Origin of the sequence: Stenotrophomonas sp. 2YAF26, assembly GCF_052114625.1 — a bacterium.
Lineage (GTDB): Bacteria > Pseudomonadota > Gammaproteobacteria > Xanthomonadales > Xanthomonadaceae > Stenotrophomonas > Stenotrophomonas indicatrix.
This window is the reverse complement of sequence record NZ_JBFRFC010000003.1, coordinates 198,041-211,639: the sequence shown is the minus strand read 5'-3', so window position 1 is coordinate 211,639 and position 13,599 is coordinate 198,041. Positions and strand designations below refer to the sequence as shown.

Sequence of the window (13,599 nt, the reverse complement as noted above, 5' to 3'; positions counted from 1 at the left end):
GGGCCGGCGCGCTTGGTTGAAGCTGTGCCGATGAAACCCAATTCCAGTATCTCGTTCGAAGGCCAGGTGGGCCTGGTAACCGGTGCCGCCGGTGGCCTCGGCCTGGCCTACAGCCGCCTGCTGGCCCAGCGTGGCGCGCACGTGGTGATGCATGACGTGGGCGCCGCAACGGACGGCACGGGTACCGATCCGCAGCGCATCGCCCAGGCGGTGGCAGCACTGCATGCCCAGGGCCTGCCGGTCGAAGCCGCCAGCGGCCCCATCAACCAGCGCAGCGGTTGCCACGCGCTCGTGCAGGACATCCTGCAGCGGCATGGTCGCCTGGACTTCATCATCCACAACGCCGGCTGGGTGGCCTACGCCGGTATCGAAGTGGTGGAAGACGATGCGCTGGAGCAGATGCTGTGCCTGGCGGCGAAGACACCGCTGTGGCTGGCACAGGCGGCATGGTCTGCGATGCGTGCTGCCGGCGGCGGCCGCATCGTGCTGACCACATCCGATCGCGCGCTGTACCCGCAGTATGCGCAGCGCGGCCTGTGCGGCTACGCGATGGCCAAGCTGGCTGCGCAGGGGCTGGTCAATGTGCTGGCCCTGGAAGGTGCCGAACACGGCATCGTCGTCAACGCGGTGTCGCCGGTGGCCAAGACCCGCATGTGGGGCATCGATGGGGAACCGGATGAACTGCATCCAGAGGCGGTGGCGCCCGGGGTTGCCTTCCTTGCCTCCACGCGTTGCCGGCAGGGTGGCTGGACACTGCGGGCCAGCAACGGCCAGTTCCATGCATTGCGATTGCAGGAAGCCGAACACGTGGCCTATCCGCGCGACCTGCGTGCGGTCGCAGCGGACAGCATCGAATCGGTGGCCCTGCAGTGGCCGGTCATTGCGCGGCCGAGTGTCGATGCGCGCGGTTGAACGCGTACCCTAGGCAGGTCTCCACCTGCCTGCGATGAAATGATCGATCTGCGCCTGCTCCGCCAGTTCGTGGCGGTGGCCGAAGAACTGCACTTCCATCGCGCTGCTGCACGCCTGCACATGTCGCAGCCGCCATTGACGGCGGCGATGCGGCGCCTGGAAGACGAGGTGGGTACCGGGCTGATCGTACGCGGCAACCGCACGCTGGGCCTGACCGCGGCGGGGCAGACGCTGCTGGTGGAGGCGCGTGCAACCCTGCAGCATGCCGAACAGGCGCTGCAGCGCACGCGGGAAGCGGCGGCAGGGCAGACCGGCAGCCTGCGCGTAGGCTATGTCGGCAGCGCACTCTATGGGCGCCTGCCGGCGCTGATCCGCCAGTTCCGTCATGCGTTTGCGCAGGTGCAGCTGCATCTGCACGAAGCCACCTCGCGGCAGCAGCAACAGTGGCTGCGCGAAGGGCGCATCGACCTGGGCATCCTGATTCCGCCGATCATTTCCGCAGAGCTGCATCTGCAGGCGTTCGACCATGATCGACTGGCCATTGCCCTGCCGCGCGCGCATCGGCTGGCCGCACGGCAACGGCTGGATGTCCCAGCCCTGGTGGACGAGCCGTTCGTTTCATGGCCATCGGCCGAAGGCATCGGCTTCCACGCGCAGGTGCTGGGCCTGTGTACTGCTGCCGGCTTCACGCCACGGGTCGTGCAGGAAGCACAGGGCATGCACGCAGTGCTGTCGCTGGTGGCCGTCGAAGCGGGCGTGGCGATCGTGCCGGCAAGCATGGCCGGGTTCCGTCCCGAGGAAATCGTCTATCGGCCCTTGGACGGCGGCAACGCTGCGTTCGAACTGCAGTTCTGCATGCGCCCGGAATCACCCACGCCGGTGCTGCAGAATTTCCTGGCGATGGCAGCACAACCGGTAGTGTCGTGATTGCCGGCAGAGCATCCGTATTGCATGCGCGGGTGCGGCGGTGATCCGCGTCGTGCATGCCTCCGGAATGTGATTCGGCCGGCAGTTCTGTCTTCGGGAATCATGCCTGCGGCAAGCCTGATGCACCGGTGCGGGCAATCCCTACATACCGCCTCGGCTACGACGACCAGCATGTCCCCGTCGGCCATCATCGGCCGACTGGGATTGGCGTCCCACAATCAACTCTGGCACGTGATCGGCAGGCGCACGGATGGCGCCTGCGGATCTCGTGCCCCGCTGTCCGTGGTGGGCGATGTGTGGGGATCACAATGATCCGCCGGTCAGTCCCAGAGTTGTCCGGTACGCCAACCCGCATCGCCCGCCGCCAGTTCGTGGTCAGCCACGAATGCGCTGATCGCGCTTGCCTCGGGGGTGGCAATGCACGTCGTGCGCGGGAGCGGCGGCGGGCGGTGCATCTGTCTGCTCAGCGGGGACGGGCGAACAGATGTTCGGCCGTGTAATCGATGAACACCCGCAGGCGCGCGCTGGGGTGGCGATTGCCCGGCCACAGCAGTGAGAATTGTCCGTGCTGCCGTTCCAGCATCGGCAGCACCTGCTGCAGCCGGCCATCGGCCAGTGCTTCGGCCGCCAGGAAATCAGGCATCCAGGCCACGCCCATGGCACCGATCGCCGCAGCCAGCAGCGCTTCCATGTTGTTGCAGGTCATTGCCGTAGCCAGAGCAGCGCCGGCATCGCCATTCACGCCGGGCAGGCTCCAGGGCTGCAGCGTGCCGGTGGTCGGGAAGCGGAAACGCACCGCCTGCAGTGAACGCAGTTCCGGCAGCGACTGTGGCCAGCCGTGTGTTCGCAGGTACACCGGCGCTGCGCACAGCACGAAGTGGAAGCTGCCGAGGCGACGCGACATCAGGCTGGAATCGGCCAGTTCACCGCTGCGTATCACCGCATCCAGCCCTTCGCTGACTACATCCACGAGGCGGTCATTGAAATCAAGTTCCAACTGCACCTGCGGGTAGCGCTGCTGGAAGCCGGGCAGCACCGGCAGCAGAAAACGGTAGCCGATGGTGGGCAGGCCAATCCGCAGCAGGCCGCGCGGAGCGAATTGGCGTTGCGCAAGATCAGCCTGGGCCTCGGATAGTTCATCCAATGCCCGGCGGCAGCGCTGCAGCAGCAGGTCGCCTTCGTCGGTGAGGTGCATGCGGCGCGTGGTGCGGTGGAACAGTCGCGTACCCAGGTCCTGCTCCAGGCGGGCGATCCGCTTGCCCACTGCGGAGGCGGACAGGCCCAGCACCCGGGCGGCACCGACAATGCTGCCGGCCTCGGCGGTGCGGACGAAGGCCAGCAGTGCGGAAATGGAGTCCATGGCGGAATGATTGCGGAACATCTGGCTGCAATCAAACGCCTGCGGGCCTGTTTTTCCCGGATCGCGGCCTGTTCATCATCAATGGCCCCTTCTGCAGGAGGCCGCGATGGCCCGTTTTCTGACCGATTCCCACTCCGCGCAACGGCGCTGGGCCCTGTTGTCGGTGTGTCTGGCCGCGCTCGCGTTGCCATTGTCGTTCTCGGCCGGCGCTGTCGCGGTGCCGGTGTTGGCCATCCAGTTGGCCAGTTCGCCCGCTTCGCTGGCTTGGGTGACCAACGCCTTCATGCTCGGATTCGGCAGCCTGCTGTTGGCGGCAGGTGGGCTGGCGGACCGCTATGGGCGGCGTCGCCTGTTCCTGCTGGGCAGCGGCGGCTTCGCGTTGGCGACGATGTTCGTCTGCCTTGCGCCGGATCTGTTCTGGCTGGACCTGGCGCGCGGGTTGCAAGGCGTGGGCGCTGCGGCGGCATTGGCGTCGGGCAGCGCCGCGTTGGCGCAGGCGTGGCACGGCCAGGCCCGCACGCGCGTGTTTGCCCTGCTGGGTACGACCTTCGGTGCCGGCCTGGCGCTGGGGCCACTACTTGCAGGCGTACTGCTTGAGGCGCTGGGCTGGCGAAGCGTGTTTGCGGCCGGAGGTGTACTGGCTCTGCTGGCGTGCACGCTGGCAGCCCGCATGTTGCCGGAGAGCCGCGGGCAGGCTGCGCAGCTGGACGTATCGGGCATGCTGGCTTTCAGCCTGACACTGAGCATGCTGACACTGGCGCTGTTGTGGCTGGGCGAATTCGGCCTGTACGCAGCGCGGGTGCGATGGGCATTGCTGGCGACCGTGTTGCTGGCGGCATCGTTCGTGCTGATCGAGCGCAGGCAGCCGGCGCCGTTGCTCGATCTTTCGCTGTTCGCACAGCGGGCATTCGTCGGAGTGCAGCTGCTGCCGGTGGCAACCTGCTTCGGCTACGTGGTGCTGCTGGTGGTCCTGCCGTTGCAGTTGCTGGGCGTGCATGGCCAGAGCGTCGCCACCGTTGGCGTGCAGATGCTGGCACTGTCCGCGCCGATGCTGGTGCTGCCACTGCTGGCTGCGCGCTGGGCCGTCCGGCTGGGAAGCACGCGCCTGTGTGTGGCTGGGTTGCTGCTCTGCGCGCTGGGGCTGTATCTGCTGTCGCGGCAGGCGGCACATCCATTGCCGGCGCAATGGATCCCGCTGCTGGTGCTGATCGGTACAGGCACCGCATTGCCATGGGGCTTGATGGACGGGTTGTCGGTCAGCGTAGTGCCGGTGCAACGCGCGGGCATGGCGGCGGGAATCTTCGGCACGGTGCGGGTAGCGGGCGAGGGCATCGCACTTGCTGCGGTGACTGCATTGCTGGCGACGCTCATCGGTCAACGCCTGCCGGGCGCATCCGCTCCGGCAGTGGGCAAGGCCGCGGTTTATCTGGCTACCGGTGCACTGCATTCGGCCCAGCCGCTGCTGCCTGGGTCAACGTCGCTGCAGTTGCAGCGCGCCAGCGGCGAAGCGCTGGCGCAGCTGCTGCACGTGTTGTCGGCGCTGACCGCCGGCAGCTCCCTGCTGCTGCATGTGCTGCTGCGGCGGTCGCCGGCCGTTGCCGTGCTCAGAACCGATAGCTGATGGTGCCGGTGACCACGCGCGGGTAGCCAGCGAAACAATCGCCGAAGGTGCGGCACGGCGCGTAGTAACGCTTGTCGGTGAGGTTCGTGATGTTCAAGGCCCAGGTCCAGTTGGTCACCTGCACTTCCACCAGCGCATCGGCCAGGGTGTAGCTGGGGGTGATGACGCGGCCGCCATTGCCCAGCGACACCGTGTTGCCGACATGGCGAACACCCAGGCCGAGTTTCATCCGTGCGTCGTCGTCCAGCTGGAAGCCCTTGGACACCCAGGCCGAGGCCAGGTCCTGCGGGGTGTCGTTCAGGCGTTCGCCCACTTCCAGTGCGAAGTTGCTGCGGCTGACCTCGGCTTCGTTGCGCGCCAAGGCTGCCGTGACGGTGAGCTCGTTGGCGAACTGGAACTGGCCTTCCAGCTCCACGCCCTTGGAACGGATCTGGCCGGTCTGCACCACGTTCAGCACGTTGTCCGGGTCGTTGGTCTGCCGGTTGGTCTCGGTGATGCGGTAGGCGGCCAGGGTCAACAGCATGTTGCGGGCCGGCTGCCACTTGATGCCACCTTCGGCCTGGCGCCCGCGCATCGGCTTGAATGCATTGCCGAACAGATCCTGGCCGGACACCGGCAGGAACGATTCGCTGTAGCTCAGGTACGGCGATACGCCGCCGCCGACGTCGCCGATCAGGCCGGCGCGGTAGGTGGTGGCATCGTCGGTCTGGCTGGGCTGGCCTTCGGTCTTCGAACGAGCATGGTCGCGACGCGCACCCAGCACCAGCGACACGCGATCAGCCCAGCGGATCTGGTCCTGCACATACATGCCTAGCTGGGAAGACTCCTGGTCCGGCTGGCGCTCCCAGCCACGAACGGTCGGGGCGGTCGATACCGGCGCGTAGACGTCGATGGGCGTGCCGGTGGCATCCAGCCGCTGCAGCTGCTCCTTGTACTGGCTGTAGTCCACGCCGGCCAGCAGCAGGTGCTGGAAGGCGCCCGTGGCGAAGTCGAACTGCACCGCGTTGTCGGCGCTGATCACCTGGATGTCCGGCTGCGTGCCGTAGGCGGTGCGGTTGACCACGCGCCGGTCGGCATCGATGAAGGGGTTTTCCGGGTTGCTGTAGCTGTCCACATACAACTGCTGCAGGGTGGTCTTGCCGTCGATGTAGCGCACCGCCGAGCGCAGGCTGACCGCATCGTTGAAGCGATGATCGAACAGGGCAGTCAGGCTGTACACGCGCGAATCGATGCGGTCAAAACCGGCATCGCCGATGAAGGTGGTCGGATCCAGGCGGCGACCGGGCGCTGCGTGCAGGGTGGCGGCCAGCGGCAGGAACTGCTGGCTGGAGCCGGTCTTGTCGTGCTGGTAGCTGGCCAGCAGGGTCAACGTACTGCGTTCACCGCGCCAGCTGATCGAGGGTGCCAGATACACGCGGTCGTCCTTGAGGACATCGGTCTGCATGTTCGATTCGCGGACCAGACCGACGAAACGCCCGGCAACCGTGCCGTCGTCATTCAGCGCACCACCGATGTCGCCCTGCAGCTGCCGACGATCGAAGCTGCCCAGCTGCAGGCCGACCTCACCGCTGGCGGCGCCGAAGCTCGGGCGCTTGCTCATGGCGTTGATGATGCCGCCGGTGGCGCCCGCTCCGTACAGCACCGATGACGGGCCGCGCAGCACTTCCACCCGTTCCAGGCCGTATACCTCCGGGCGTGCCAGCGGGCTGAAGCCGTAGCTGCGGCGCAGGCCATCCTGGTACTGAACCGGGTCCAGGCCACGGACCGAACTGGCGTCATTGCGGGTGTCCAGGCCCCAGGCGTCGGCGGTGACACCGGCGCTGTAGCGCAGCACTTCCTGCAGGTTGTGTGCGCCGCGATCGGTGAACAGCTGCTGGGTGACCACGCTGATCGCCTGCGGCGTCTCGGTCAGGGCGGTGTCGGTCTTGGTCGCGGTGCTGGCGCGCTCGGCCACCACGGTCACCTTGTCCAGGGTCCGGGCCGCAGTGCCGTCCTGGGCCTGGGCGATGGCCGACGCCAGCAGGGTGGGCAGGAACAGCGTGTACAGCAGCGGGCGGCGCGACGTCAGGGCGGGCATCGTGGGAAATCCGGGAAGGGCGGTGACGGCGGATTATCCGGATGCCTGCTTCCAAATACAAATGATTCCCAAATGCACTTGCCGGTGATGAGTCCAGCTTCAGGGCAGGCCGTCTGCGGCGCCGCGGATGCTCATCCAGGCGCCGCCGCCGGGCGCGCTGCCGGCGCGGACACGGAAGCCGTGCAGCCCGGCAATGGCGGCCACGATCGACAGCCCCAGGCCAAAGCCGGGCCCTTGCCCGGCACTGCTGCTGCCGCGGAAGAAGCGCTGGTAGATCAAGGTGCGGTCCTGCGGCGGGATGCCCGGCCCGTTGTCGATCACATCGATCCGGGGCGCGCCGTGGTCGTCCACCGCGCGCAGCAGGATGCGCCCGTGCGCAGGCGTGAACTGCAGGGCGTTGGACAGCAGGTTGGCCACCGCTTCGAACAGCAGTTCGCGGTCGCCGCGCAGCTTGCCGATCTGCGGCGCGACCTGCAGTTGCAGATCCTGTTGTTTCTCTTCGGCCAATGGCAGGTAGAACTGGTGCAGTTCCTGCAGCAGGTCGGCGATGTCGACCTCGTCGAAGGCCGAACGGCGCTGGTGGCTTTCCAGCTCGGACACGCGCAGCAGGGCGGCGAAGCGCGCCATCAGCATGTCGGTCTCCGCCAGCGCCTTGTCCAGCGGGTCCGCATGCGGGTCGTGCTCGTCCAGGCCCACGCGCATGCGGTAGAGGTGTGCACGCAGGCGCGTGAGCGGTGTGCGCAGGTCATGCGCGATGCTGTCGCACACGCCTTTGACCTCGGTCATCAGCTGTTCGATGCGTTCCAGCATGGCATTGACGATGCTCGACAGCCGATCGATCTCATCGCGTCGGTTGGATACCGGCAGGCGTTGCCCGAGGTCACCGGCAATGATGCGGTTGGTGGCCGCTTCGATCTGCTGGATCCGCTTCAATGGGCGCCGGCGCAGCAGATGCCAGCCCACCAGCCCGGGGATGACGGTCAGTGACACGCCCCACAGCAGTGCATCGAGGATGATGCTGTTGACCGCCATCAGCTTGCCGTTCTGGCGCACGAACACCAGTGTCCGGCCATCCCGGGTCACCACGCCGAGCGCGCTGCCACCGCTCTCGTGGCGGCCATCGACCAGCGTCCAACCCGCTACCTGGTGCGAGTTGCCATCCAGCGGCAGTCCTTCGGGGATGGCCGTCAGCGGGCCCGCCATCGCCACGCCGGACTTGTCGAACAGCCCGTACGTATATACCTGGTGCAGGTCGAAGCGCTGGCTGTCGCGCAGCGCGTCATCCAGCGCTGGGCCGTCGAAACTCATGAACAGATGGGCGCGCTGCTGCAGGCCCGATTCGGTCAGGTCGTTCAGGTAGTCCGAGATGCGCCAGTACATCACGCCCAGCAGCAGGCTGGACCAGGCCACGAACAGGATGCAGTACAGGCCCAGCAGGCGGCTGCTGGATGAGCGCCAATGGTCAGGATTGCGCGTCGAAGACATAACCGGTTCCACGTACGGTCAAGATCGGCTGCGGCCGGCCGGGTTGTTCGATGCGTTTGCGCACCCGGCCGATATGCACGTCGATCAGGTTGGTGCCCGGGTCGAAGTGGTAGCCCCAGACTTCCTGGAACAACATGGTGCGGGTGACCACCTGGCCGGCATTGCGGACCAGGAATTCCAGCAGTTTGAACTCGGTCGGCAGCAGGTTGATCTCCTGGCCGCCACGGCGTACCGAGCGGCTCATCAGGTCCAGTTCCAGGTCGCCGGCGCGCAGCACCTTGTCGCTGGCAGCGGCCTGGCCCTGGCGCCGGATCAGCACTTCCACGCGCGCGGCCATTTCATCGGAGGCGAACGGCTTGGTCAGGTAGTCGTCGCCACCAGCACGCAGGCCACGCACGCGTTCATCCACGTCCGACAGCGCACTGATCATCAACACCGGCGTGGCGATGCCTTCATGGCGCAGCGTGGTGACCAGGGCCAGCCCGTCAATGCCGGGCAGCATGCGGTCCAGGGTGATCACCGCGTAGTCGCCTGAACGTGCCAGCGCCAGGCCACTGCTGCCGTCGCTGGCCAGATCCACCTCGAAGCCGTGGCTGCGCAGCTCGGTGGCGATTTCCTCCGCGGTGACAAGGTCGTCCTCGATGGTGAGTACGCGCGGCATGGGCCACTTTGCAGATTGGGACCTGCGCATCCTCGCAACCGTAGGCGTGCACTGCAAATGAAAAATGTTTCATGCGTTTTTCGCTGGATCGCAGCGCGCTGTCTTCTATATTCGGCGCCGAACGCTCCCCCCGCGCGTGGAACCTGCTGCCGATGACCCTTCCGTACTTCTCCCTGCCTGCCGCGGGCTGGCGCCGGCCGCTGCTGGTGCTTGCCCTGGCTACCCTGCTGGCCGGCTGCGGCAAGGACGCGCCCAAACCAGGCAGGGCGACGCCGGAAGTTACCGTGCTGACGCTGCAGAACCAGGCGCTGGCGCTGGAGCAGGAGCTGCCGGGACGCACCATCGCCTCGCAGGAATCGGATGTACGCCCGCAGGTGGACGGGGTGCTGGTGAAGCGGCTGTTCGAGCAGGGGCAGCTGGTGAAGGCCGGGCAGCCCCTGTTCCAGATCGAGCCGGCGCTGTACCAAGCCGCCCTGAACGAGGCGCAGGCCAACCTGAAGACCGCCGAAGCGGCCGCCGTGACCGCGCGCCTGCGGGCGCAGCGGATGCAGGCGCTGGGCAAGGACCAGCTGGCCGCGCGGCAGGACGTGGACGATGCCATCGCCAGTGGCCAGCAGGCGGATGCGGCGGTGCAGGCTGCGCAGGCGGCGCGCGATACCGCCAGCACGCGGCTGGGTTTTGCCACAGTCACCGCTCCGATTGCCGGTCGCATCGGGCGCGCGCTGTTCACCCCGGGTGCGCTGGTGACATCCGCCCAGGCCGATCCGCTGGCGCGGATCCAGCAGGTGGATCCCATGAACGTGGACATCACCCAGTCCAGCAACGAGTACCTGGCGTTGCGTCGTGCCATTGCCGAGGGTGGCGTGCAGGCCAACAGCGCGCCGGTGCGGCTGCGGCTGTCCGATGGCACCGACTACCCGCTGCCGGGCACGCTGGAGTTCGCCGACATCGATGTGCAGCAGGAGACCGGCAGCATCACCCTGCGTGCGCAGTTCCCCAACCCCGAAGGACAACTGCTGCCGGGCATGTACGTGCGCGCGCAGGTGGGCCAGGGCACGCAGCASCAGGCGCTGCTGGTGCCGCAGTCGGCGGTGGACCGCAGTGCCAAGGGCGAGGCGCAGGCGTGGCTGGTCGACAAGGAGGGCAAGGCGCGGCTGCGTACCTTCCGCACCGCCCGCGCGGTCGGCAACCAGTGGCTGGTGCTTGATGGCATCAGCGCTGGCGAGCAGGTGGTGGTGGCGGGGGCGCAGGGCCTTGCCGACGGCATGCCGGTGCGGATGAAGACGGCGCCCGTGACTGCGCCGGCCGGAAAGGACTGAGCGCATGCTGCCGCGCTTCTTCATCCACCGCCCCGTATTCGCCTGGGTACTGGCGATCTGCATCATGGCGTTCGGCACGATTGCGGTGACCCAGCTGCCGGTCGAGCAGTACCCGGACATCGCACCGCCGCAGGTCAACATCACCGCCAACTACACCGGCGCGTCTGCACAGACGGTGGAAGACAGCGTCACCCAGGTGATCGAACAGCAGATCAAGGGCATCGACCACCTGCTCTATTTTTCCTCCACCAGTTCGTCTTCGGGGCAGGCGCGGATCACGGTCACCTTCGACCAGAGCGCCAACCCCGATATCGCCCAGGTACAGGTGCAGAACAGCGTCAACCAGGCCATCAACCGCCTGCCGCAGGAAGTGCAGCAGCAGGGTGTGACCGTGGCCAAGTCGCAGGGCGACTCGCTGATGGTGGTTTCGCTGTACGACACCAGCCGGCGCATGGAGCGGGTGGACGTTTCCGATTTCCTGGTCAGCAACGTGCAGGACCCGATCAGCCGCATTGCCGGCGTCGGCGAGATCAATGTGTTCGGTTCGGCCTATGCGATGCGGGTGTGGCTGGATCCGCACAAGCTGCGTGCCTACGACCTGATGCCGTCGGATGTACGCAGCGCGATCCAGGCACAGAACACCCAGGTCACTGCCGGCGAGCTGGGGGCGTTGCCGTCCAGTGCGACGCAGAGCCTCAATGCCACCGTCACCGCGCAGTCGCGCCTGCAGACTCCGGAACAGTTCCGCGCGATCATCCTGCGCACGCTGCCCAGCGGCGCGGCGGTGCACCTGGGCGACGTTGCGCGGGTCGAGATCGGCGCGGAGAATTACCAGACCAGCAGCTTCCTCAACGGCTATCCGGCTGCGGGTTTCTCGGTGACCCTGGCCTCCGGCGCCAACGCGCTGGCCACTGCCGATGCAGTACGCGCGGAGCTTGAACGGCTGCGGCCTACGTTCCCGCCCGGGCTGCAGGTGGCCTATCCACGCGACAGCACGCCGTTCGTACGGGTCTCCATCGAAGGGGTCATCCACACCCTCATCGAGGCGATCGTACTGGTCGTGGTGGTGATGTTCCTGTTCCTGCAGAACCTGCGCGCCACCCTGATTCCTGCGATCACGGTGCCGGTGGTGCTGCTGGGTACCTTCGGCGTCCTCGCGGTGGCCGGTTTCACCATCAACACCCTGACGCTGTTTGCGATGGTGCTGGCCATCGGCCTGCTGGTCGATGACGCGATCGTGGTGGTGGAGAACGTGGAACGCATCATCCACGAAGAGCATCTGCCGCCACGCGAGGCAACCGAGAAGTCGATGGGCGAGATCACCGGTGCGCTGATCGGCATCACCGTGGTGCTCGGTGCGGTGTTCCTGCCGATGGCGCTGTTCGGCGGTTCCACCGGCATCATCTACCGGCAGTTCTCGATCACGATTGCATCGGCCATGACGTTGTCGGCGCTGGTCGCGCTGACCCTGACACCAGCACTGTGCGCGACCCTGCTCAAGCCCTCGTCGGCGCAGAAGCCACCGGGGCGCTTCTTCGCCGCGTTCAACCGTGGCGTCGACCGCAGCCAGTCGGCCTACCAGGGCAAGCTCGGTGGCGTGGTGTCCCGTCCGCGGCGCTGGATGGCGTTCTACCTGCTGCTGGTGATCGCCATGATTGCCTTGTACGCACGCATGCCCACCGGCTTCCTGCCGGTGGAGGACCAGGGCCAGGTGACCTTCCAGTTCTCCACGCCGGAAGGCACGCCGATGGCGCGCACCGAGGCGCTGGGCGAGCAGATCAGCCGTTACTTCATGGAGCACGGGAAGCAGAACCTGGACGTGGTGTTCGTGGTGGTCGGTCGCAACAACGCCGGTACCGGCCAGAATGCGGGGCAGGGCTTCCTGGCACTCAAGCCCTGGGACGAGCGCAAGGGCGACAACACCGCAGCGGCGATCATCGCGCGCGCCACTGCCTATTTCCGCAAGCTGCCCGATGCCAAGGTCAACGTGCTGGCGCCGCCGGCAGTGCGCGGCCTCGGGCAGTCCAGCGGTTTCGAACTGTGGCTGCAGGACACCAGCGCGGCCGGACGCGTGGCGTTGCAGGCCGCGCAGGAGCAGGTGGTACGCGCGGCCGGCGAAGACGACGGACTGACCTCGGTGCGATTGAACGGGCTGGGCGACAAGGCCGAGCTGCGGCTGGACATCGACCACGCCCAGGCCAGCGCGCTGGGCCTGGCACAGGCCGACATCAATTCCACGCTGTCTGCCGCCTGGGGTGGCAGCTACATCAATGATTTCCTGGATCGCGGCCGGGTCAAGCGTGTCTACATGCAGGGCGACCAGCCTTACCGCAGCGTGCCCGACGACATCGGCCAGTGGTACGTGCGCGGTGGCAACGGTCAGATGGCCTCGTTCGCCAGCTTTGCCAGCAGCCACTGGGCACGTGGGYCGCAGCTGCAGCAGCGTTTCAACGGCCTGCCGGCGATGCAGATCCAGGGCAGCGCGGCCGAAGGGGGCAGCTCGGGTGAAGCGATGCAGCGCATGCAGGCGCTGGTGGCCGATCAACCCGGGTTCGATCTGCAATGGAGCGGGCTGTCCTATCAGGAACAACTGGCCAGCAACCAGACGCTGTACCTGTACGCCGCTTCGATTGCCTTCATCTTCCTGTGCCTGGCCGCGCTCTACGAGAGCTGGACGGTGCCGGTGGCGGTGGTGCTGGTGATTCCGCTGGGCGTGATCGGTACGGTGCTGGCGACCACGGCTGCGGGCTTCGTCAATGACATCTACTTCCAGGTGGGATTGCTGACCACGATTGGATTGTCGGCAAAGAACGCGATCCTGATCGTGGAGTTCGCCGAAGCACGCTACCGCGCCGGCAGTTCAGCGGTGGAAGCGGCACTGCAGGGCGCGCGCCTGCGCCTGCGGCCGATCGTGATGACCTCGCTGGCCTTCGTGGCAGGCGTCATCCCGCTGGCGTTGGCCACCGGCGCCGGCGCGGTCAGCCGGCGTGAAATCGGCATGAGCGTGATCGGCGGCATGCTCTCCGGAACAGTGCTGGCGGTGGTGCTGGTGCCGCTGTTCTTCGTGCTGGTACGGCGGGTGGGCAGGGCGCGGCCGGTGCACTGAGGAGGCCAGGGCCATCGGTTGTCACCGGCCTGCCGCAGCGCCATCACCCGGTCTTGGCCCGGGCATCGGTAGGGTTGATCGTCCCCGTCCCCCACGGAGACCTGCCATGTGGTTGCTTGGCCGACTCTGGC

The 13,599-nt window shown here is 67.0% G+C and carries 9 protein-coding genes; 5 read left to right on the top strand and 4 right to left on the bottom strand.

The window, feature by feature from the left end; translation table 11 throughout:
* Positions 1 to 30 precede the first annotated feature (30 nt).
* Positions 31 to 912 (top strand): SDR family NAD(P)-dependent oxidoreductase, encoded by an 882-nt coding sequence (locus tag AB4Y98_RS05005; RefSeq protein ID WP_442243893.1) that lies wholly within the window; start codon positions 31 to 33, stop codon positions 910 to 912.
* A gap of 39 nt (positions 913 to 951) precedes the next feature.
* The gene (locus AB4Y98_RS05000; RefSeq protein ID WP_223494397.1) at positions 952 to 1,839 is read left to right on the top strand and encodes a LysR family transcriptional regulator; all 888 of its coding nucleotides are present in this window, start codon (positions 952 to 954) and stop codon (positions 1,837 to 1,839) included.
* A gap of 463 nt (positions 1,840 to 2,302) precedes the next feature.
* On the opposite strand, the gene AB4Y98_RS04995 is transcribed toward AB4Y98_RS05000, so the two are convergent.
* The gene (locus tag AB4Y98_RS04995; RefSeq protein ID WP_059063312.1) at positions 2,303 to 3,199 is read right to left on the bottom strand and encodes a LysR substrate-binding domain-containing protein; all 897 of its coding nucleotides are present in this window, start codon (positions 3,197 to 3,199) and stop codon (positions 2,303 to 2,305) included.
* A 106-nt stretch (positions 3,200 to 3,305) separates the two neighbouring features.
* Between AB4Y98_RS04995 and AB4Y98_RS04990 the strand changes: the two genes are divergently transcribed.
* On the top strand, positions 3,306 to 4,820 hold the full coding sequence (locus tag AB4Y98_RS04990; protein WP_363730214.1) for an MFS transporter: 1,515 nt from the start codon (positions 3,306 to 3,308) through the stop codon (positions 4,818 to 4,820).
* On the opposite strand, the gene AB4Y98_RS04985 is transcribed toward AB4Y98_RS04990, so the two are convergent.
* From AB4Y98_RS04985 to AB4Y98_RS04975, 3 genes are all read right to left on the bottom strand, one after another.
* Positions 4,804 to 6,897 (bottom strand): TonB-dependent siderophore receptor, encoded by a 2,094-nt coding sequence (locus AB4Y98_RS04985; protein ID WP_442243892.1) that lies wholly within the window; start codon positions 6,895 to 6,897, stop codon positions 4,804 to 4,806. The two genes, AB4Y98_RS04990 and AB4Y98_RS04985, sit on opposite strands and share 17 nt — an antisense overlap.
* A gap of 99 nt (positions 6,898 to 6,996) precedes the next feature.
* A complete protein-coding gene (locus AB4Y98_RS04980) occupies positions 6,997 to 8,382 on the bottom strand; it encodes a sensor histidine kinase (protein WP_088101195.1) in 1,386 nt (461 codons plus the stop codon).
* Positions 8,360 to 9,043, bottom strand: coding sequence for a response regulator transcription factor (locus AB4Y98_RS04975; protein WP_025874050.1), 684 nt, complete (start codon positions 9,041 to 9,043; stop codon positions 8,360 to 8,362). The genes AB4Y98_RS04980 and AB4Y98_RS04975 overlap by 23 nt, the downstream gene beginning before the upstream one ends.
* A gap of 152 nt (positions 9,044 to 9,195) precedes the next feature.
* Here AB4Y98_RS04975 and AB4Y98_RS04970 point away from each other — a divergent pair, with 152 nt between their 5' ends.
* Positions 9,196 to 10,362, top strand: coding sequence for an efflux RND transporter periplasmic adaptor subunit (locus tag AB4Y98_RS04970; protein WP_442243936.1), 1,167 nt, complete (start codon positions 9,196 to 9,198; stop codon positions 10,360 to 10,362).
* Positions 10,363 to 10,366: 4 nt separating this feature from the next.
* Positions 10,367 to 13,468: an efflux RND transporter permease subunit gene (locus tag AB4Y98_RS04965; protein WP_442243890.1), complete on the top strand. Its 3,102-nt coding sequence runs from the start codon at positions 10,367 to 10,369 to the stop codon at positions 13,466 to 13,468.
* Positions 13,469 to 13,599 lie beyond the last annotated feature (131 nt).